The sequence below is a fragment of the Hymenobacter arizonensis genome (assembly GCF_900115775.1).
Classification (GTDB): Bacteria; Bacteroidota; Bacteroidia; order Cytophagales; family Hymenobacteraceae; genus Hymenobacter; species Hymenobacter arizonensis.
Genome location: NZ_FOXS01000009.1, coordinates 41,376 through 62,061, shown reverse-complemented (window position 1 = coordinate 62,061; position 20,686 = coordinate 41,376). Strand labels below are relative to the sequence as shown.

The 20,686-nt window shown below is 64.0% G+C and carries 13 protein-coding genes; 4 read left to right on the top strand and 9 right to left on the bottom strand.

Annotation, left to right across the window (positions count from 1 at the left end; all coding sequences use genetic code 11):
- Positions 1-6 precede the first annotated feature (6 nt).
- The 8 genes from BMZ66_RS22645 to BMZ66_RS22610 all read right to left on the bottom strand — a co-directional run bounded on the left by BMZ66_RS22645 (position 7) and on the right by BMZ66_RS22610 (position 13,154).
- Entirely contained in the window at positions 7-2,136 is a 2,130-nt protein-coding gene (locus BMZ66_RS22645) for a hypothetical protein (RefSeq protein WP_234795212.1), read from the bottom strand.
- On the bottom strand, positions 2,136-2,870 hold the full coding sequence (locus BMZ66_RS22640; RefSeq protein ID WP_092678658.1) for an RraA family protein: 735 nt from the start codon (positions 2,868-2,870) through the stop codon (positions 2,136-2,138). The genes BMZ66_RS22645 and BMZ66_RS22640 overlap by 1 nt, the downstream gene beginning before the upstream one ends.
- Positions 2,867-3,568 (bottom strand): SDR family oxidoreductase, encoded by a 702-nt coding sequence (locus BMZ66_RS22635; RefSeq protein WP_092678657.1) that lies wholly within the window; start codon positions 3,566-3,568, stop codon positions 2,867-2,869. The genes BMZ66_RS22640 and BMZ66_RS22635 overlap by 4 nt, the downstream gene beginning before the upstream one ends.
- Positions 3,565-5,277 carry a sodium:solute symporter family transporter gene (locus tag BMZ66_RS22630; protein WP_092678656.1) on the bottom strand — a complete coding sequence of 571 codons (1,713 nt, stop codon included), beginning with the start codon at positions 5,275-5,277 and terminating at the stop codon, positions 3,565-3,567. Before BMZ66_RS22630 ends, BMZ66_RS22635 begins: the two co-directional genes overlap by 4 nt.
- Before the next feature lie 67 nt (positions 5,278-5,344).
- A complete protein-coding gene (locus BMZ66_RS22625; RefSeq protein ID WP_439645771.1) occupies positions 5,345-7,015 on the bottom strand; it encodes a GH39 family glycosyl hydrolase in 1,671 nt (556 codons plus the stop codon).
- A 150-nt stretch (positions 7,016-7,165) separates the two neighbouring features.
- Entirely contained in the window at positions 7,166-8,485 is a 1,320-nt protein-coding gene (locus BMZ66_RS22620) for a TolB family protein (protein ID WP_177204865.1), read from the bottom strand.
- A gap of 57 nt (positions 8,486-8,542) precedes the next feature.
- Positions 8,543-9,979: a RagB/SusD family nutrient uptake outer membrane protein gene (locus BMZ66_RS22615; RefSeq protein ID WP_092678655.1), complete on the bottom strand. Its 1,437-nt coding sequence runs from the start codon at positions 9,977-9,979 to the stop codon at positions 8,543-8,545.
- A 19-nt stretch (positions 9,980-9,998) separates the two neighbouring features.
- Complete coding sequence (locus tag BMZ66_RS22610) at positions 9,999-13,154, bottom strand: SusC/RagA family TonB-linked outer membrane protein (RefSeq protein WP_092678654.1); 3,156 nt, start codon at positions 13,152-13,154, stop codon at positions 9,999-10,001.
- Positions 13,155-13,540: 386 nt separating this feature from the next.
- Here BMZ66_RS22610 and BMZ66_RS22605 point away from each other — a divergent pair, with 386 nt between their 5' ends.
- Together BMZ66_RS22605 and BMZ66_RS22600 are read left to right on the top strand one after the other, a co-directional pair.
- Positions 13,541-14,308, top strand: coding sequence for an SDR family oxidoreductase (locus BMZ66_RS22605; RefSeq protein WP_092678653.1), 768 nt, complete (start codon positions 13,541-13,543; stop codon positions 14,306-14,308).
- A gap of 22 nt (positions 14,309-14,330) precedes the next feature.
- Positions 14,331-15,068, top strand: a complete 738-nt coding sequence (locus BMZ66_RS22600) for an IclR family transcriptional regulator (protein ID WP_092678652.1) — start codon at positions 14,331-14,333, stop codon at positions 15,066-15,068.
- A 36-nt stretch (positions 15,069-15,104) separates the two neighbouring features.
- Here the strand turns inward: BMZ66_RS22600 and BMZ66_RS22595 are convergent, their stop codons facing one another.
- The gene (locus tag BMZ66_RS22595) at positions 15,105-17,120 is read right to left on the bottom strand and encodes a glycoside hydrolase 5 family protein (protein ID WP_143080372.1); all 2,016 of its coding nucleotides are present in this window, start codon (positions 17,118-17,120) and stop codon (positions 15,105-15,107) included.
- A 290-nt stretch (positions 17,121-17,410) separates the two neighbouring features.
- Between BMZ66_RS22595 and BMZ66_RS22590 the strand changes: the two genes are divergently transcribed.
- Together BMZ66_RS22590 and rbsK are read left to right on the top strand one after the other, a co-directional pair.
- Positions 17,411-19,702: a glycoside hydrolase family 3 C-terminal domain-containing protein gene (locus BMZ66_RS22590; RefSeq protein ID WP_092678650.1), complete on the top strand. Its 2,292-nt coding sequence runs from the start codon at positions 17,411-17,413 to the stop codon at positions 19,700-19,702.
- Positions 19,703-19,754: 52 nt separating this feature from the next.
- A complete protein-coding gene (gene rbsK, locus BMZ66_RS22585) occupies positions 19,755-20,672 on the top strand; it encodes a ribokinase (protein WP_092678649.1) in 918 nt (305 codons plus the stop codon).
- Positions 20,673-20,686: the final 14 nt, after the last annotated feature.

Here is a 20,686-nt window from a genome sequence, read left to right as displayed (position 1 = left end):
AGGGATTTATATCGTGAGGCGGGAGCCGTCGAGGGCGGTAAGGCGGTAGTCGAATTCGTCGGTTTCTTCTACCAGCCAGTGGCCGCCGGCTGTGCGCAGGTGCAGGCGGAGGAGGGTCAGTTGGGGCAAGTGCAGGGTAAACTCCTGCGCTCCGTGGCGCACGGTCCAGGAGTCGGGGTCGGGGCCGGCTTCGAGCTGCCAGACGGCCAGATTCTTGGCTTCGTCGGCCACGAGGACGTGGAGCCGGTGCGTGGCCCGCGTCGGGGCCGGGTCGGTGAAGCGGAACAAGAGCCCGCTGCCGGGGCGCCCTTCGCCGAGCTGCGCTGGCTCGGGGTGGTAGGCGTCGTGCAGGTAGCTGTACACGGGGCCAGCGGGCATGGGTGAATGCTTGGCGCTGGCGTGCCACAGGCGGAGCCCAACGCCGTGCCGCGTGGCCTGCACCTGGCCGGGCGCCGTGCCAATTTGCGTGGCATCGTCCTGATTATTAATCAGCCAGTTCCAGACCGTGGAAACGGGCTCGGCAGCCTGAATGCGGTCGAGCACGAAGGTGACGTGCGGGCCGCACTGCAGCCAGAGCCGGGTGAATTCCTCAATCGGGTGGCCGTAGGAAGCGGCTGCTTCCGACACCACCAGCGATACGTCGCCCACGCGCCGGGCGGCCCGCAGCCGGCCGCCTCGCTCCACGGGTCGGCCCACGCTGCCGTCGGACTGGATGAGGCGGCGCGCCAGCACGTTGCGTTGTTCGAGTAGCTTGATTTTGGCCAAATCTTCCTGCAAGCCCAGCTGGTCGGCTTCGACGAGGAAGGTGCAGGAGTTGTGGGTCTGGGTGGCGCTTTCCAGGCCGTGAATCAGGTTGCGGTAGCAGCTGTGGCCGGGGTCGGCCAGCAGGCGTTCCTGGCCGTAGGTCAGCATGAAGCTGTTTAAGTCGCCCTGCAAATGGCCCGGCGCGTAGCATCCTTCGTTCATGCCGCCCTGGATGGCCAGCACGGATTTGCCGCCCCAAGCGTCGCGCACGAAGGTGTTGCCGTTGGCATAAGCGGCCGTCAGGGGCAGGCCAGCCTGCTCGGGGGTTAGGACGACGGGCAACGTCCGGGCGAGCAGTGGCAAGGTGAGAAAGCCCCAGTCATTGATAAAGCCAAAGGAGGCCAGGTTGTGCGGCCCTTGGGTTGGGCAGGATTCATAATATTCCTGGAACAAACCCCGGGCGAGGCCCGCCGCCACGGTGTCGGAGTAGCGGGCGGCCACGTGCAGCAGCAAGTCGCCCGAAGGCCGGAACAGCGCAGCCGAGTCGTTGAAGTTCACGGCCCGGGCCCGGGGCTCGGGGCCCCAGCCGGCCAGGGGCTGGCGGTAGAGCATGCTTTGGGCCACCCAACCCATGCCGCGGCCGTAGGCGGCCACGTCCAACTGCTGCGCATGGCCGGGGTACTTGCGGATGAGGGCTTCATAGGCCAGCATCAGCGCATTAGCCAGGTAGTTGCCGTATTGCAAGGACTCGCCATAGGAGCCATCGGGCTGGAAGGCCTGGGCCAGGCGGGCCAGGTCGGGCAGCAGCTCGTCGAGCAGCTCTTCATCGCCGAGTGCGGCAGCGGCCACGATGGCCCCGGAAGCCATGATGCCGCGCCAGTTGGCCAGGTGGGTGTTTTGCTGCAGCCAGCGCTGGCAGAGCATGAGGCCTTTTTCGTGCAAGGCCTGCCGCACTTCCTCCTGCTCGTCCTCGCTGAGCACCTCACTCGCCAAGTCCAACACCGCCGCCACGCCCCAGCACAAATGCGCCGTTTCGAGGTGGCCGGTGAAGGGCTCGGAGTGGCTGCGAAACCACGGGCCCACCCAGTCCGCAACCGGGCGGCGGGCGGTGCGCAGCGTTTCTTCGCGCAGCCACTCGGCCAACGCCGCTGTGGGCGCCAGCGCGTGCTCCATCGCCGCATCCGACAGGTACTCGGCGGCCGGGTACCACCAGCCCAGCCGGCCGCGGTCGGTGCCGGCGGGGTCGTCGGCGAGGGCGGGCGCGGCCAGCCGCGCGGTCACGCGCTGGGCCAGGGCCGCGCGGAACTGCGCCAGCACCGCGTCGGAGCTGGTGAGAATGGCTTCCTTTTCGCTGGCGGTGAGGAAGATGGACCGGGTTTGCACGGCTTCCATTAGAAGTAGCCGCCATTTCTGACCACGTCGGTGGGCTTCATGCCGCTTTCCACCATTTTTCGGATATCTTCCTCTTTGTGCAAGATGTTTTCGGCGGCAATGAGCACGTCGTAGGCAATGTTTTGGGGGATGGCAATCACCCCGTCGACGTCGCCAAAAATCCAGTCGCCGGGCTGCACCTTCACCTCGCCCATGAGCACGGCCTTCTGGTAGTGGTACATGCGGAAGCGGCCCAACATGCCGGTGTTGGCCTTGTACTTGTGGAACACCGGGAAGCCCAGTTCCAGGATGGCCAGCGTGTCGCGGATGCCGTTGACGATGGCCCCGCGGCACTTGAGCTTGAGGGCGGCCATGGTCATCACCTCGCCCCACTGCGAGGTCACGGTGTCGCCGGTGCAGTCCCACACCACCACCGAATCGGGGTGCAGGTCTTCCAGCATCTGGGCCCGCATCTCGAACTCGCCTTCGGTGGTGATGTCGGGCCCGCCCTTCACGGTGAAGGCCAGGCCTGCCATCTTCATGGTTTCGCGCAGGGGCGCGAAGTCCGCCGGCAGGCTGGTGGCGTGCATGTTGTAGTGGAAGCGCAGCACGTCGTTCACGGCCCCGGTGTAGAGGGCGAGGTAGCGCTCGCGCATCTCGGCCACCGGAATGGGGAACAGGGCCGTGGGCTTGGGGGCCGGGTCGGGCTGGTGAACGCCAGGGGCCGGGGCGGGGGGGGCGGTTTTCGTTATCATCCGGCTAAGAATTTCATGTTGTCAAAATTGATTTCCCGAATCACCACGTACTCGGGCTGGCTGAGCACGAAGGCGATGACGCGGGCCACGTCGTCGGCTTGGAGGAATTTTTCGCGGGCCACCGGCCGGTCGCCCCAGTAGTTGCTGTCGGTGGGGCCGGGGTTCACGTCGGTCACCTTGATGCCGTGCTTGAGCACTTGGTCGGCCAGGCCGCTGCTCAGGCCGCGGGCCCCAAACTTGGAGGCGCAGTAGAGCGGCGCGCCGGGGTTGGTGCGCTGCCCGGCCATGGAAATCACCGACACGATGTGGCCCTGCTGGCGCGGCTTCATCAGACGCAGGGCCTCGCGGTTGCAGAGGAAGACGCCGCGCACGTTGGTGTTCATCATGCGCTCGTAGGTGTCGAGGTCGGTTTCGGCTAAATCCGGGGTGGGCAGGCCCAGGCCGGCGTTGTTGATGAGCACGTCCACGCCGCCATAGGTTTCCACGCAGAGGCGGAAGGCGGCTTGCACGTCGGCCTCCTGGCCCACGTCGCCGCGGAAGGAAGTGAGGTTCGGGTGCGGCAGCTCCTCGGCCAGTTGGTGGGTGCGGCTGAAGTCGAAGACCCGGGCGCCCTGCTCCAGCAGCTGGCGCGCCGTGGCCCGGCCGATGCCCGAGGACGCCCCGGTGATGAAGATGACTTTGTTTTCGAGCGGGTTCATACGGGTTGGTTGGCGTAGTCTTGGGTCAGGGAGCGGGCGGTAGTTACCAGGGAAGTAGGCGGCACGGCCCGCGTGAGGTACCAGAGCAAGCCCGAAAAGAAGAGGCAGACGAGGCCCGCTCCGAAGGCGAACCGGCCGCTGATTTGGCCCAGCGAGGGCCCGCTCATGGCCATGAACAGCCCGCCCGTGACGGCCAGCGCCACGGCGTAGAGCCGCGACATGGAGCGCATGAACACGGGGTCTTCCACGGGCTTCTCGGCCTCGGTGAGGGGCGTGGCCAGGCGGCGGAAGAACTTGGCCACCCGCTCGCGGTACGCGGCGTCGGGCGAGGGCACCAGGCCCGAAACCAGGAAGACGGCCACGCAGGCCACAATCTCAATAAAGGTGGCCATCTCCCACGACACCGACGGCGTGGCGTTCAGCACCAGCCCGATTATCATGCCCACCACCACCGTGGCCAGCGCGCCCCAGGGCCGGGGCCGCTTCAGCACCACGCCCAGGATGAGGGGCAGCGTCATGGGAATGGCGAACAGGCCGGTAAACAGCTTGTTGGCTTCGAACGCACCGCCGAAGCCGCCTACGAACAGGGCCCCCACGGTAACTATCGCGCCCAAAGCCAGCGTCATGATGCGGCCCACCCAGAGCATCTGCCGGCCGCTCGCGTGGGCGTTGAACACCCGCTCGTAGATGTCGCGGGTGAGCACGCCGGCCGTCACGTTGTACTCGCCGCTGAGCACCGACATGGTGGCCGCGAACATGGCCGCCACCATCAGGCCCATGATGCCCTCGGGCAGCAGCTTGAGGCACACGCTCACGTAGGCCATCTCGGGGTTTTCGAGGCCGGGCAGAATGGCGCGGGCCGCAATGGACGGAAACAGGAAGATGATGGGAAACAGAAAGAAAAACACGGCCGTCAGCAGCCCTTGCTTCTGGCTGGCGCGCTCGTCGCGCACGCTGTAGAAGCGCTGGATGAAGGTCCAGTTGCCGCTGTACTTTACCAGTATCATCAGATAGTAGACGCCCAGGTACAGCGGCATGCCCTTGGGCCCGTTGAAGGGGTCGAAGTGCTGCGGGATGGTCTGCATGAGGTTGGCGATGCCGCCGCCAGCCTTTATGGTGAGCGGCACCAGAATGAGCGTGGCTACCATGAGGATGATGAACTGCACCACGTCGGTCACCACCACGGCCCACAGCCCGCCCGCAATGGTGTAGATGGCCACGATGATGCCGCAGCCCAGGATGGCCTGCTCCAGGCTGATGCCGGCGGCCGTTTTCACGAACAGCCCCAGCGCGTAAAGCCGGACCATGTTGTCGAGAATCTTAAAGCCCACGCCTCCCCAGGCAAACACCTGCCGCACGGCCGGGCTGAAACGCCGCTCCAGCAGCTCCATCGGGGTCATCACGCCGGCCCGCCGCCAGCGCTTGGCGAAGATGGCCACGCCCACCAGGGCCGGCAGCACCGTGCTCCAGATGAGCGTAAGGGCCACAAAACCGTGCTGGTAGGCAATGCCCGCGTAGGCCACGAACATGAATGTGCTGAACTTCGTCATGAAGTTGCTGATGGCCCCCGACACCCACGGAATGGCATTGCCGCCCTTGAAGTAGTCGCCGATGTTCTTCACAAACTTGCCCAGAAACAGGCCGATGCCGGCCATCAGGGCCATGTAGATGGCAATGGCCCAGTAGTCTAATGTTTGCAGCGTTTGCATGGGCGGGTGGGATGAGGGAAGGGTGGGGAAGGAGCGGGTCAGGGGGCGGAGCAAATGCCGCCTAGCGTCAGGGAGTGGGGTTGGCCGCGCGCGCAGTGCTCAGGGGCTGAATCTTAATCAGGCTTTTGTCCGCAATGAGGATGGGCGCGTCGTAGACCGGAATGTCGGTGAAGGTGTAGATGTTGCCTACCTTTTTCCACTGCGTGGCCGGTATCTCGTACACCCGGCCGCTGACGATGTCCACGTACACCGGCTGGTCGATGTCGGCGTTGGCGAAGGTGAAGGTCAGGTTGCGGGTCTTGTTGGATTCGGCCGGGACGTGGTCGTTGGCCCAAATCGTGTAGAGCTGCTTTTTGGTGGTGACGTGGCGGTAGCCGTACACGGCCAGGTTGCGGTCGGTGCCCTTGGTGTACACCACCGCGTCGGGGTTGGTGGGCACGATGGCCGCGTTGTGCTTGCCTTCCAGCTGCTCAATGCGCTGCAGGGAGTTATCGAAGATGGACGTGACGTTCTGGATGGCGTAGTAGGCCATTTTCGGTCCCAGCGCCTTTTTGCTCGAGTCCGACTTGATGATGCCCTTGTAGTTCATGCGGTTGATGGGGCCGTTGGTGTACGCCATTTCGATGATACCAAAAATGCTCGTTTCGACGTCGTGGCCCAGGTCGCCGAGCATGCGGCGGGTGTCCCACTTGGCTTGCGTGAGCTCGGTCCAGTCATGCTCGGCCAGGGCGCCGCGGCCGTAGCCTCCGCCCGAGGGGGCGCCGTTTTCGCCCTGGCGCAGGCGCATGCCCGGCGCGTACTTGTGCAGGCTGGCCCGCAGTGCCAGCACCTTGGGGTAGTGCGAGTCGGGGTTGTAGGTGTAGTCGTGGTAGGTAATGTTGTCGAGCAGCTTCAGGCGGTCCTGGTCGGCCAGGGCCTTGAAGAACGCCTCGGCGTAGGGCAGGTCCATGTGGCCCAGGGCCAGGCCCGAAATCCGGGCTTCGGGCTGCACGCGCTTCACAATGTCGATGGTGCGCACGTGCAGGGCAGCGGTGCGCTCGGGGGTGTTGTCGAGGTTATCGGCGAAGTTGGGTTCGTTCCAGATTTCCCAGTCCGTTACCTTGCCCTTGTAGCGCTTCACCAGGGCCTCCACCCACCGGTCCCAGGCAGCCAGCGCCTCCGGGGAGGTGGGCATGCCGGCTCCAAGGTTAGCGCCGCCCCCGCCGGGGTAGTTCTGGTTGCCGTAGGAAAGCTGCAGCCAGGGCTGCAGGCCGCGCTTGTGAGCGTCGTTGATGATGTTGTCCAGCCACTTCCAATCGTACTTGCCCTTGACCTTCTCGGTCTTGTTCCAGCCGGCCTGCATGCGCAGGCGCTTGATGCCCAGCGGGGCAATGTAGGTCTTGTACTGGTCGTAGTCGGCGAAGTCGCGGTCCAGGGTTTCGCAGCCAATCAGCCAGTTCGAGGCCCCGATTTCGGCTGTGCTGCGCGGCTTCACGGTGCCCAGGCGGGGCATTGCCACCGCCAGGTCGGTGCTGACCCGGTCGGGGCCGGCGTCAAGCTTCTGCGCCAGCGCAGTCGAGCCGCCCAGGGTGGGCAGGGCGGCCAGCAGCCAGCACAGGTGGAGCAGGGTGTTTTTCATGGAGCTGAATAGTTGAGAAGCCAGCAAGCGGCGAATCTGCGGAGGAAGACGTTCTGCCTTATCGGCCGTGCGCTTGTCGAGCACCTCCACCACGCGGGGGCAGCGCGGTTTGTATCCCACCACTCACGTGCGCCGCCGCCGGGGACAACACTTCGGTGTTGCAGCAAACGAAGTACTGATGCGGTAGAGGTGCTCCGGCAAGCGGACGGCCGATAAGCAGCAGAAAAAAGGTTTTAAAAGGGTTTTTTAGCAGAGTCGGCGGCGTGCGGACTACTGATTGGTTACAGCTTTTTTCTTGGGTGGAGTAATGAGCTTACCGGCCAAATCGGCCAGATACACGCCGCGGGTATTGCCTTCGAAGCCGTTGAAGATGACGTAGCGGCCGGTGCGGTCCCAGGCCGGGTGGGGGTCGATGCGCAGCTCGCCGTCCGCGTTGGAGACGTAAATCTTAGCGATGGCTTCTTCCTGCCCCGAGGCCACGTTCAGCAGCCGGATGGGCACCGTGCCGTCGGTGTAGCCCAGCTCGCCGGGGTAGGCGTCGGTCACCATCAGCGGCGGGCCGACGGGACTAAAGGAAGGGTGGCCGGAGCCGGGCGTAAACACGGTTTTTAAATCGGTGCCGTCGTAGCGGACGGTGATGATTTCCAGGCCTGGCTGGCCGTCCACGTTCAGGTTCATGGAGAGGCGCTCTCCGTCGGGCGTCCAGTTGATGTGGTGCCCGCCCTTGCCCCACTGCGCGGGCGTGATGGCCGTGCGCAGGTCCGAGCCGTCGGGCCGCATCGTAATCACCGCGCGTTGGCGCGGCCCGCCGCCCTTGGGCGCCCACTGAATGGTGGTGAGCAGCCGCGTGCCCTGCGGGTTCCATTTCACCTGGAAGCAGTAGTACTCGAAGTCGTTGGGGTTGGGAATGGCCAGGCTGGGAACCGACTTTTCGTAGATGTCGCGGATGCTCACGATGCGTTTGCGCACGCCCGTGGCCGTGCTGGTCACGTCGAGGCCGTCGGTGGCCACCGGGCCGTAGTTGTGGGGCGTATTCGCGTCGGGCAGCACCACACCGTAGCCCACCTGGGCATAGCGCGAGGAAACCAGATTGTACGAGGCCAGGTACTTCCCGTCGTTAGACACCATGAACACCGTGCCGCCCATCCGGCGCGACTTGCCCGTGAGGGGGTTGAGGCGCACGGCGAAGGCCTGCCAGGTGGCCGGGTCCACGTCGTTGAAGTACAGGTCCTGGTCGGTGGCGCCCCACTGCACGTTGGCCCCCATTTGCATTTCCCAGCCCCGGGACTGGGCCACCACCCGCTCCTTGCCCGTTTGCCGGTCCACCAGCACCACTTCGCCCACCTCGCCCGGCTTGGGCGCGCGGGTTTCTTCCGGAAAGCGGAACAACGCCAGGTAACGCCCGGAAGGGCTCATCGGCGAGGTGTCGAAGAAGCGGTGAATCACCCGGCCGGTGCTCACTTTGACCACCGGTACCGTGGCCGCCCCCGTGAAGGCCGGGAAAACCCCCGGGGCGACCGGCTGACCCAGCGCGGGGGCGGCCACCGCCAGCCCCGCCAGAATAAGCCCTTTTACGTGGTTGAGTATCATGAGTAGCGAAGCGAAGGAAAGACGGTCGGTAGGGAATAGTCGCGCAGCACGAGCGGCTTAGTAGCCCGGGTTCTGCGCCAAATTCTTGTTCAAATCGGTTTCGCGCTGGGGAAGGGGGTACAGCACTTGAAACGGCTGCACGGGCTTGCCATGGGCCCTCATCACGTCCTCAAAGCGGTTGGTGCGCACCAGGTCGAACCAGCGCTGGCTTTCGAAGGCCAGCTCCACGCGGCGCTCCTGCTCCAGGGCCAGGCGTAGGGCCGGCTGCGTGGCAGCCGTGGTGTTGGCCAGGCGGGCGCGGGTCCGCACCAGGTTGAGGGGGGCGGCGGCGGGCTGGCCCAGCTCGTTGAGCGCTTCGGCGTACATGAGCAGCACGTCGGCGTAGCGCAGCACAGGGAAGTCCACGTCCGACTCGCCCCGGATGATGCCGGTTTGGCGGAACTTGACGGGGTAGGGCTCGTTCACGACCACGCCCGTGGTGCTGGTGTACGACAAGGCAATGGACGCCGCCCGGCGGGCGTCGCCGGTGGCGTACGCGGCAATCAGGTTGGGGGTGGGGCGGTTCAGGCCGTCGCCGGCCCCGCCCGTCACGCCAAAGTCCGGCGAGAGGGCCGAAAACGGCGTCCACTGCGAGTAGAAGCTACCGCCCTGGCCAATCTGGCCGCCTTTGTACTGCACGGCCAGCATCACCTCGCGGTTGTTGGCAAACGACGTCGCCAACGAAAAGGCATCGGCGTAGTTCGGCATCAGGCTGTGCACGTTGGCGTCCACAATCTCCTTGAGCTTGGCGCTGGCCAGGTCGTACTTTTTCTGGGTGAGGTACACCTTGCCCAGCAGGGCTTTAGCCGCCCACCGCGAGGCCCGGCCCGCGTTGGCGGCCGTGATGGTGGCCGGCAGCTGGCCTTCCGCAGCTTTCAGGTCGTTTTCGATGAGTGCATACACCTCGCCAACCGGCGCGCGGCCGACGTTGGCCGTTCCATAAGGGTCGTTGACTTGGGTGGTAATCAGCTGCACGGGCCCGAACAGGCGCACCAGGTTGAAGTAGTACATGGCCCGCAGGAAGCGGGCTTCGCCTTCGTACTGGTTTTTGAGGGTCGCATCGAAGCTCACGTCCGGCAGTTGGTCAAGAATGCCGTTGGCCCGGCCAATGCCCTGGTAGTGCCCCAGCCAGGCGTCGCGGAAGTAAATGTTCGCCAACGAGAAGTTCAGATCCTCAATTTCGAAGGCGCCGGCCGAGGCCACGGTACGCGGAAAGCCGTAGTCGGTGTTATCGGTCGAGACTTCGCCCAGCCAGATAAGGGCGCCCGCGCCGTTGCCGTAGAGCCCCGGGTGCTTGAAGGTGGAGTAGGTGCCCACCACAGCGGTGTTGAAGTCGGCGGCCGTCTTGTAGAAATTGGCCGTGGTGCGTTCGGTTTCCGGCACCACCGTGAGAAAATCTTTGCACGAGCTCAGCCCAAGCGACAGCAGCGCGAGGCATATCAGGTTCTTTTTCATGACGAGTTGCGGGTGGGATTTAGAAAGAAACGCTCACGCCCGCGGTGTAGGAGCGCGCAATGGGGTAGCTGCCGAAGTCGGAGCGCGGGGCCAGCAGGTTGTCGCCAGCCGTGCTCGCCTCCGGGTCATAGCCCGGGTAGTTGGTGAAGGTGAGCAGGTTGGCGCCGGTGGCGAACACCCGGGCGCCCTGCAAGCCAATGCTGCGGCTGAACTCAGCGGGCAGCGTGTAAGCCAGCGTAACGGTGCGAATGCGCAGGTAGGAGCCGTCGAAGATGTACTGCGAGCTGTACTGCGCGTTGTTGTTGCGGCCGCCGCGGATGCTGCGCCCGAAGCGTCCGTCGCCGGGCTGCGAGGCCGAAATCCAGCGGTTGTCGTACACGTACTTCGTGTTGTTCTGCACCCCGGAGTTGTTGAGCATGAACGTGCCGTTGTACACGTCGAAGCCCACCATGCCGTTGGTCATAATGTCGAGGCTGAAGGCCTTGTAGGCAAAGGTGTTGTTGAAGCCGAAGAAGTACTTGGGGTGGGGGTTGCCAATCACTTCGCGGTCGTTGTCGTTGATGACGCGGTTGCCGTCCGAGTCTTTCCACTTCACGTCGCCGGCGCGGGCCAGGGGCTGGGCGCCGTATTCGGTAGCTTCCGCGTCGGTCTGGAAAATGCCCAGCTGGCGCCGGCCAAAGAACACGCCAATCGGCTGGCCCACCATGGTCACGTTGCTGTTGGCCGTCTGCCCGTTGGCCGAGGCGAAAATCCGCTCCGCGTCGGTGCTCAGGGCCAGCACCTTGTTGCGGTTGAAGGTGATGTTGGCGTTGGTCGTCCACTTGAAGTCGCCCACGAAGTTGCGGGTGGTCAGGGCCATTTCCAGGCCCCGGTTCTGCACCTCGCCAAGGTTCACCACGGCGTTGGTGAGGCCCGTGGCGCCGGGTACCTGAATATTGAACAGCATGTTGGAGTTGCGCTTGTCGTACACGTCGGCCGTGAAGATGACGCGGCTGTTGAGCACGGCTAGGTCCAGGCCCAGGTCCAGCTGCTTCATAGTTTCCCAGCCCAGGTTGGGGTTCGAGAACGAGCTGCGCACCAGCCCCGGCGTTAGGGCATCGCCCACGATGTAGTTGCTGTTGCCCAGCTGCCCGATGGCGCGGTAGTTGCCGATGGCGTTGTTGCCCGTCAGGCCGTAGCTGGCCCGCAGCTTCAGGTCGTTGATTACGTTCTGCTGTTTGAGAAACGCTTCCTCCGACACGCGCCAGCCCAGCGAGGCCGACGGGAACGTGCCCCACTTGTTGTTGTCGCCGAAGCGCGACGAGCCGTCGCGCCGGATGGTGGCCGTGAGCAGGTACCGGTCCATGAACACGTAGTTGGCCCGGGCCAGCAGTGAGAGGATGGTGTAGTCCTGAAATCTGCCGGCTGGGTCGTTCCCGCCCTGATTGGCTCCGCCGACCACGATGCCGCCGTTGATGTTGGGCACCAGGTCGTCGGGGAAGTTATTGGCCGTTATGGCAATGGCGTCGCTCATTTCCTGCTGCGCCGTGAAGCCGCCCACCACGTTGACAGCATGCTGGCCGAAGGTGCGCTGGTAGTTCAGCGTGTTCTCGTTCAGCCAGCTGATGCTTTCTGCCCGCCGCGCCACTGCCAGGGCCGGACCAGTAGCGGCGGCGGTGTTCAGCGTCGAAGGTATCCAGATTTGGCTGCGGAAGAAGTTCAGGTCGGCCCCGAGGGTGGTGCGGAACTTGAGCTCCGGCAGCAGGGCGTACTCGGCGTAGGTGTTGCCCAGCAGGCGAAACTGCGTCGAGGGGTTTTTGTATTCGTTGGCAATCTTCACTGCGCTCTGCACCGATACTGACTGCGCATCGGGCGCCGGCACGCTGGTGCCGTACGAGCCGTCGGGGTTGTACACGGGCACGTTTGGCGGCTGGGCCAGCGCCGCCTGAATGACCCCGAACGAGCCGTAGTGGCCCGTATAAGGCAGGTCTTGCTGGCGGGTGTAGCTCGGCAGCAGGCTCACGCCCACCCGCAGGCGCTTGGCCACGTCGGCGTCCACGTTGGCCCGTACGCTGTAGCGCTGCAGGCCCGTGTTGAGAACGATGCCCTGCTGGTCGAAATAGCCGGCCGACACGCCAAAGCGCACGTTGTCGCCGCCGCCAGAGGCCGACACTTGGTAGCTCTGAATCCGGGCCTTGCGGAAAATAGCGTCCTGCCAGTCCGTGCCCTCACCCAGCGAGGCCGGGTCGAGCAACGACGTGGGAATGCGGAAGTTGGTGGGCCGCACGCTGTTCGGGTCCGTGATGCGGGGCGTGAACGTGGGCGTGCTTGGCGTGTTGTCGAGGTAGCCGTTGTTGCGGGCGTCGATGGTGAACAGCGCAAACTCCTGCGCATTCATCATCTCCAGCTTCTTGGAGATTTCCTGATAGCCGGCGTACACGTCGAGGCCAATCTGGGACTTGCCCGCCTTGCCGCGCTTGGTGGTGACGATGATGACACCGTTGGAGCCGCGCGAGCCGTAGATGGCCGTGGCCGAGGCGTCTTTGAGCACGTCGATGCTTTCAATGTCGTTGGGGTTGATGGTGTTGAGTGGGTTGCCGCCCCCGGCGCCCGATACCGGGAAGCCGTCGATGACAAACAGGGGCTCGTTGCCGCCCGTCACGGAGCCCACGCCCCGAATCAGGATGCTGGTGTTGCCGCCCGGCGAGCCCGAAGAGCTCGAAATCTGCAGGCCGGCCACCTGCCCCTGCAGGGCCTGGTCGAAGCCCGACACCGGCACCCGGGCCACGTCCTGGCCCGATACGGTGGTGATGGCGCCCGTGAGGTCTTTCTTTTCCTGGGTGCCGTAGCCCACCACGACCACCTCTTTCAGGGCCTGCTCGTCGCCCACCATACTCAGGTTGAGTTGCGAGCGGCCACTCACCGGCACCTCCTGGCTTTTGAAGCCGATGTAGGAGAGCACCAGTATGGGGTTGTCGGTGGCCACCGTCAGGGTGAAGGTGCCGTCGGGGCCGGTAGACGTCCCGTTGGTGGTGTTTTTCACCAGCACCGTTACGCCGGGCAGCGGCTGATTACTGGCATCAACCACGGTGCCCGCCACCGTCTGCTTGGTTTGGGCCCAGGCGGGCGCAAAAGGGAAAAATAAGCTCAGGATAAGTAAGCCAACTTTCCAGAATCCGGTAAGAGAACTGTTCATCGGGTGGGAGTTTTAGTTTGTCATTATGAAATTGTCATTTGACATTGCAATAGTAACAATTAATTTTTGTTCCCCAAAGATTTTTTTACAAGGAAAAATTACTGAGACTTTTTATTCATCATTATGCCAGTTTAAGTCAGGCGGAATTTAGGCTCGCAATATTTGAATCGACATCAAAAGCCACTAAAATAGGCTTTTGCGTTATAAAAAGACCACTTCGCAACAATTTAACTCCCTCCGTAGCAAGTGCGCGGTCGGGCCTGTTGCTCCCACAAATTTTTTGCTTCACACTGTAGCTAAAAACTATTGACCAGGTGAGCCGCGGCATTTTTGTTTTCATCGATATTGCTCTAATATTGCAATCAATTCAACATTGATACAGTATCATGAGCATTTCGTCGTTCGACCTGACTGGTAAAACCGCCCTAGTCACCGGCTGCAAGCGGGGCATCGGCCGGGCCATGGCCGTGGCGCTGGCCGAAGCGGGGGCCGACATCATCGGCGTATCGGCCTCGCTGGAGCTCGCGGGCAGCGAAGTGGAGCGCGACGTAAAAGCCACCGGCCGCGCGTTCCGCGCCTACCAGTGCGACCTGAGCCAGCGCGCCGCCGTCTACGATTTCCTGACCCAGCTCCAGCAGGATGCGCCCGTCATCGACATCCTGGTGAACAACGCCGGCACCATCCGGCGCCAGCCCGCGGCCGAACACTCCGACGCCTACTGGGACGAAGTGCTCGACACCAACCTCACTGCGCCCTTCCTGCTGGCGCGGGAGCTGGGCAAAGGCATGGTGGCGCGCGGCCACGGCAAGATTATTTTCACGGCCTCGCTGCTCACGTTTCAGGGCGGCATCACGGTGCCGGGCTACGCGGCCAGCAAGGGCGCCATCGGCAGCCTGGTAAAGGCCCTGGCCAACGAGTGGGCCGCCAAAGGCGTGAACGTGAACGCCATTGCGCCCGGCTACATTGCCACCGACAACACGGCCGCCCTGCGCCAGGACGCCGACCGCAGCAGCAGCATTCTGGCGCGCATTCCGGCTGGCCGCTGGGGCGAGCCCGACGATTTCAAGGGGATTACCGTTTTCTTAGCGTCGGAAGCGTCCCGCTACGTGCACGGCACCATCATCACCGTCGACGGCGGCTGGATGGGACGTTGAGATTTTTTAAGCAGCAGAGGTTATGGTTTTAGTTGTCATCAAAGCGCTGGACATACTCGAGTTCGTGGCCCGCGACAGCGGGCGCACGTACTCGCTCACCGAAATTGCGGCCGGCCTGAACATGAACCAGGCTACCTGCGTCAACATCCTGCAAACGCTGGTGGAGAAAAGCTACTTGGAGCACATGGGCCGCAAAAAGGGCTACCGCCTGGGCCCCAAAGCGTACGACCTCACCAACAACCAGGCCTACAGCCTGAACCTGATAACGGCGGCCCGCGACGTGATGGAGAACCTCACCCGCAGCCTCAACGAAACGTGCCTGCTGGGCGTCATTCGCAATCAGAAGCGCTTCATCGTCCACATTGTGCACGGCGACCAGGACCTGCAGGTGCGCAGCCCCACCGAGCGCAGCGTGTACGAAACGGCTTCGGGCCGGGTGCTGCTGGCGTACCTGAGCGAAAAAGAGCTGGCCGCCTTCGTGGCCTCGGTTGGGCTGCCCAGCGCCGAAAACTGGCCGGGGGCCGACACGCCCGAGGGCCTGGCCGCCGTGCTGGCCCAAATCCGGGCCGACGAGCTGCTGGTCACGCTCTCGCCCAGCCACATTGTGGGCTTGGCCGTGCCCATCTGGCAGCAAACCCAGGTGGTGGCCAGTCTGAGCCTGTTTTTGCCGGAAAGCCGGTGCACGGCCGCGCGCAAAAAGGAAATCATCCAGGCCCTGCGCCAGGCCGCCCGGCAGATAAACCAGCAGCTGGCAAGCTAACGGAGCCGTTGCGGGCGGCACGTAAAACAACGGCAGTTACTTCCGGCGCAGGGTCAGCACCAGCGCATCGTTGGCCTTCAGGGTCAGGGACGTGCTAGCCGGCTTTGGGCCGTGGAGGCTGCTGGCTATTTTCCAGCCCTCCAGTAGGTGGGCCGTGGTGGCAATGTCGCTGGGGCTGTAGTTGATGAGTACGACCACTTTCTCGTTCGGGCTCACCTCGTGCTCGGTGGTCCCGACCAGCGGATGGGGCTGCGTGAGCACCCGCGCGGCCAGCTGCGGGCGGGCAATTTCCCGGTAGATGCTGGCGTAGGCGGGTTGGCCCGCGTCGAAAGCGCCGGGGAGGGCGGCCAGGTTTTGCTCCAGCGGAAAGGTGAGCAGGTAGATGCGGCCTTTGCCGTAGGTTGTTTTCAGGAATACGGGGTTGCCGTCGCCTTCTTTGGCCAGCACGGTCGCTTGCTTCGAATCAATGAGCAGTTTGCGCTCCGCCGCGGCCTCGAACACCAGGCTGTCAGTTCCGAGTTTGGAGGCGAAGCGCACCCGGCTACGGCGCTGGCTGTTGGTGCCCACTTCCACGCCCAGGGGGCCGTTGAAGGTGGGCAGGTAGGCATCGTCCAGCGAGATGTACAACGTAGCGCCGGCCTTCACTTTATCGAGCAGCGCAAACCAATACGCCTTGTGAAAGGGCTCAACGCCCTTAAGCGAAGGCAGCAGGTACAGGGGCGCGTCGGCCAGGGGCTGCCCGGCCTTCTGAAACCGGAAGTCGAACCCCGCCTGCTTGGCCAGCACGAAGCTGGTGTAGCCCACGCCCCAGGTGTCCTGCCCTGCGGTGAGGATACACACGGCCTCGGTTTTACGGGGCGGCAGGGCCTTGAAGGGCAGCTGGTCGATGAAACGGCTGAAGGTCTTGAGCTCGCCCAGCACGGGCTTGGGCCGCCGGTCTTCGCCGATGAGGCCCAGCTCGTTTTCCACCGAGGAGTAGTTGTAGGGCGGGTAGGCAAAGCTGAGCTGGTCGTAGGCGCACCACCAGAGCGTGCCCATGCAGTCGTGGGCCCAGTTCGAGAACAGCGCCGTGCGGGCAAAGGCAGCTTTCTCCTTCTCGCCGCCGGTCATCGGGCCCATCACGCCGGTTTCTTCGACTAGGGCGGGCTTGCCGCCTAGGTCGCCGTAGAGGCGGGTTTCGGCCGCCGCGTGCAGGATGGTGCGCATCGTGTTAATGCCGTCCTGGCTGGCGTAAGGGGTCCAGAGCGAGTAGGGGTGGGTGGTGAGCACGTCGGTGGTGGCGGCCTGGTCCTCAATGCGCCAGGGGGCATTTTCCTCGGCGCTCAGGCTGTGCATGCCCGAGAGCAGGGGCCGGGTGGTGTCCTCGCTTTTGACGGCGCCGGCCAGCAGGGCCGACCACAGGTAGGCCTGCTGGTGGCTTTCGACCTTGCCCATCACGTTGCACTCGTTGCCGAAGTCCCAGGCCAGGATGGCGGGCTGGCTTTTGAGCCGGTGCACGAAGGTGCGGACAAACTTCTGCTGCCAGACCAGCGCTTCGGGGTCGGTGAGCAGGTCGCGGCCGGCCAGCGCCGGCGGCACGTACAGCTGCCCGCTCATCCAGCCCGTTATCAAGCCCACAATCAGCTTGATGTGGTGCTTTTGGGCCAGCGCGGCCAGTTCCTCGAAGTGACGCAGCTGCTCCTCGCTCACGCCGCTGGCACCCACCCCGGCCGTGGGCAGGGGCTGCTCATCGGCAAAGCCCACGTACTTCACCGAGCCGCCGCCCCCGTACACTTTTTGAATGGGCTGGAAGTCGGGCCACAGCGGGAACACGCGAATCACTTTGATGCCATTTTCCGCCAGCTGCCGGAAATCCTGGTCAATAACGGCGGGCCGCCAGTCGCGCCACATGTGCGTGCCGGCGTGCGAGGCCCAGTAGTTACAGCCCACCGCAAAGGTGCCGGGCTGCGTCAGCAAGGCCGGCTGTTGTGCCCGCCCGGGGTAGCTGGCCAGCAGCAGCACCAGAAGCAAGAGCCTACGGTGATGGCGGGTGGCGGAAGATAGGGCAGCCATAGCTGAACTGGTTGAGGGAGTGAGGTGAAAAACCAGTCAGCCGTTGGCCCGGGTGGGCAGAGCAGGGTGCCTTGGCAACGGGTGATGATGCCGGTCGGGCCGGTCGGGAGCCCCTGGCAAATCAAATTTTCGAGAGGGGAGCCAAATGTAGATATGAATTATTATTTTTCATTACCGAATAACAATTTACCATAAATACACTATTATTGCTCTGTGAATAAAAAAGGGTGGCTCTTCGCCCCAGGTTGCGGCCGCCCTTTGCACTGCCTTCTTCCTCCCACTTGCACGCCATGTTCAAGCAATTCCCACCCCTTAACGCCCTGCTGGGCCCCGCTTTTTTTTGCGCTCTGACCAGCTGTAGCTCGCCGCAAACCCACCAGGCGGTGGCGGCAGTGCCCCCGGTGGCAACTCAGCCGGCGCCCTTGCTCGCCCACGAGGCCGAAGTGAACGCCCTGCTCCAGAAGCTGACGCTGGAAGAGAAAATCAAGATGATACACGCCAACTCGGCCTTTGCCTCGGGCGGCGTGCCGCGCCTGGGTATCCCCGAGCTGATGACTTCCGACGGCCCCCACGGCGTGCGCCCCGAGCAGGGCCGCGACTGGAAACCGGTGGACAGCCCGCACAACGCCGGCACCTACCTGCCCACCAACAACACGCTGGCCTCGACCTGGAACCGCAAGCTGGGCTACGCCTACGGGGCCGTGCTGGGCGCGGAGGCCAGCTTCCGGGGCAAAGACATCATCCTCGGCCCCGGCATCAACATCATCCGCGCCCCGCTCAACGGCCGCAACTTCGAGTACCTCAGCGAAGACCCCTACCTGGTTTCTCAACTGGTGGTGGGCTATATCCGCGGCGTGCAGGACCAGGGCGTGTCGGCCTGCGTGAAGCATTTTGCGCTGAACAACCAGGAAATCCAGCGCAGCAAAATCGACGTGCACGTGAGCGAGCGGGCCCTGCGCGAAATCTATTTGCCGGGCTTTCAGGCGGCTGTGCAGCAGGGCGGCGTGCATACCCTGATGGGCGCCTACAACAAGTTTAGGGGCCAGTACACCACCGAAAACGCCTACCTGATGCTGGACATCCTCAAGGGTGAATGGGGCTTCAAGGGATTGGTGATTAGCGACTGGGGCTCGACCCACAACACCCTGGATGCCCTGCGCAACGGCACCGACGTAGAAATGGGCACCGACTTGGTGCTGAAAAACAACAGCCTCGACCAGTCCGCCACGGCCAGCGCGAGCCCCGGCCCGGCCGTCCGGGTCACGCCGACGAAAACCATTTATGACCGGTTTTACCTAGCCGATGCGGCGCTCGCGGCCGTGAAAAAAGACCCGGCGCTGCTGCCGCTGCTCGACGACAAGGTGCGGCGCATCCTGCGCGTGATGTACGCCACCAATATGATGGGTAATGCCAAGCGCCAGCCCGGTTCCCACAACACCAAAGCGCACCAGGCCACGGCCCTGAAAGTGGCCGAAGAAGGCATCGTGCTGCTGAAAAACGACGGCATCCTGCCCCTGAAAAAAACCGTGCGCACCGTGGCCGTCATCGGGGCCAACGCCACCCGTGAAAACGCTGGCGGCGGCGGCAGCGCGCAGCTCCGGGCCAAGTACGAAATCACGCCGCTGCAAGGCATCAAAAATGCCCTGGGCAGCACCGCCGCGGTTACCTTTAGTCCCGGCTACGTGGTGGCCCGGGGCCAAAAAGTCGACCCGAAACTAGTGGCTGAGGCCGTGGCCGCCGCCAAAGCGGCCGAGGTGGTGATTTACGTGGGCGGCTCCTTCCACGGCTATGACTACAAGGTGTGGACCGACAACGCCTACGACGCCGAGGACACCGACAAGCCCGACCTGCACATGCCCTTCGGGCAGGACGAACTGGTGCGGGCCGTGCAGGCCGCCAACCCCAACACCGTGGTAGTGCTGCTGGGCGGCGGGCCCATGGACGTATCGGCCTGGGTAGGCCAGACCAAAGCCCTGGTGGAAGCCTGGTATCCCGGCATGGAAGGCGGCAACGCCCTGGCTCACATTCTGTTCGGCGACGTGAACCCCTCGGGCAAGCTACCCTTCACCTTCCCCGTGAAGCTGGAAGACTCGCCCGCTCATAAGCTGGGCGAATACCCGAGCACGCCCGGCAACCCCCTGAAGCAGACCTACAAGGACGACATCTACGTGGGCTACCGCTACTTCGACACCTACAACGTGGCGCCGCAGTTCGCCTTCGGCCACGGCCTGAGCTACACCACCTTCAAGTACGATAACCTGCGCGTGACGCCCGGCCCCAAAAGCGCCACCCTGCAGCTGACGGTGACCAACTCCGGCCCCCGCGCCGGGGCCGAAGTAGTGCAAGTCTACGTGCACGACCCGCAAGCCGCAGTGAAGCGCCCAGAAAAAGAGCTGAAAGGCTTTGAGAAGGTCTTTCTCCAGCCCGGCGAAGCCAAAACCGTGACCCTGACGCTGGACTCCGGCGCCTTTCAATACTACGACGAAGCTCAAAAGCAGTGGGTGCTCGAGCCCGGCCGGTTCGACGTGCTGGTGGGCAGCTCCTCGCGGGATATCCGCCTGAAAGGCAGTGTCACCCTGTAGTTGGGCTTTCGGTCCGCCATCTCCTTCATCACTTCTTTTTTCCTGCCCGCTCATGAACCGCAACATCTTAGTTATCGGCAGCGCCAATACCGACATGGTCATCACCACCAAGTACTTCCCGCGGCCGGGGGAAACGGTGATGGGGGAGCAGTTCCTGATAAACCCGGGCGGCAAAGGCGCCAACCAGGCGGTGGGCGCCGCCCGGCTGGGCGGGCAGGTCACGTTCATCACCAAGTTCGGCACCGACCTGTTTGGCGAGCAGGGCCGGGCGCAGCTGCTGCGCGAAGGCATCGCCACCGACTACGTCTTATCGGACCCCGACCAGCCTTCCGGCGTGGCCCTGATAACGGTGGACGAGCACGGAGAAAACAGCATTGTGGTGGCCCCCGGCGCCAACGGTACCCTCTCCGCGGCCGACGTAACCGGGGCCGACCAACCCTTTGCCGAGTGCGAGCTGGTGCTGATGCAGCTGGAAATTCCGCTGCCGACGGTGGTTGCGGCCGCCCTGCTGGCTACCAAGCTGGGCAAACGAATCATCCTGAACCCGGCGCCCGCACAGGCGCTGCCCGACGAACTGCTGCGAGCGCTGTTCCTCATCACGCCCAACGAGTCGGAGGCCGAAATCCTGACCGGTATTGCCATCATCGACGCCGACTCGTTAGAAGCGGCTGCCCAGGCCCTGCTGGCCAAAGGTGTTAAAAACGTGGTCATCACGCTGGGAGCAGAGGGCGCTTACCTGCGCACGCCCGCCGGGGCGCAGCACCTGCCCGCCGTGCGCACGCAGCCGGTGGATACCACGGCCGCCGGCGACGTCTTCAACGGCGCGCTGGCCGTGGCCCTGGCCGAAGGGCAGGAATTGCTCGCCGCCGTGGCCTTCGCCAATCAGGCGGCAGCCATTTCAGTCACCCGCCTCGGGGCGCAGGCCTCGGCTCCCTACCGGCACGAGCTGCGGCAGCCAGTGACCTGCTAGCCAGGCTTTCAGGT

Coding starts and splice junctions, on each gene's coding strand:
- BMZ66_RS22645 (WP_234795212.1), bottom strand. CDS start 2,136: ATGGAAGCCGTGCAAACCCGGTCCATCTTCCTCACCGCCAGCGAAAAG.
- BMZ66_RS22640 (WP_092678658.1), bottom strand. CDS start 2,870: ATGATAACGAAAACCGCCCCCCCCGCCCCGGCCCCTGGCGTTCACCAG.
- BMZ66_RS22635 (WP_092678657.1), bottom strand. CDS start 3,568: ATGAACCCGCTCGAAAACAAAGTCATCTTCATCACCGGGGCGTCCTCG.
- BMZ66_RS22630 (WP_092678656.1), bottom strand. CDS start 5,277: ATGCAAACGCTGCAAACATTAGACTACTGGGCCATTGCCATCTACATG.
- BMZ66_RS22620 (WP_177204865.1), bottom strand. CDS start 8,485: ATGATACTCAACCACGTAAAAGGGCTTATTCTGGCGGGGCTGGCGGTG.
- BMZ66_RS22615 (WP_092678655.1), bottom strand. CDS start 9,979: ATGAAAAAGAACCTGATATGCCTCGCGCTGCTGTCGCTTGGGCTGAGC.
- BMZ66_RS22610 (WP_092678654.1), bottom strand. CDS start 13,154: ATGAACAGTTCTCTTACCGGATTCTGGAAAGTTGGCTTACTTATCCTG.
- BMZ66_RS22605 (WP_092678653.1), top strand. CDS start 13,541: ATGAGCATTTCGTCGTTCGACCTGACTGGTAAAACCGCCCTAGTCACC.
- BMZ66_RS22600 (WP_092678652.1), top strand. CDS start 14,331: ATGGTTTTAGTTGTCATCAAAGCGCTGGACATACTCGAGTTCGTGGCC.
- BMZ66_RS22595 (WP_143080372.1), bottom strand. CDS start 17,120: ATGGCTGCCCTATCTTCCGCCACCCGCCATCACCGTAGGCTCTTGCTT.
- BMZ66_RS22590 (WP_092678650.1), top strand. CDS start 17,411: ATGTTCAAGCAATTCCCACCCCTTAACGCCCTGCTGGGCCCCGCTTTT.
- rbsK (WP_092678649.1), top strand. CDS start 19,755: ATGAACCGCAACATCTTAGTTATCGGCAGCGCCAATACCGACATGGTC.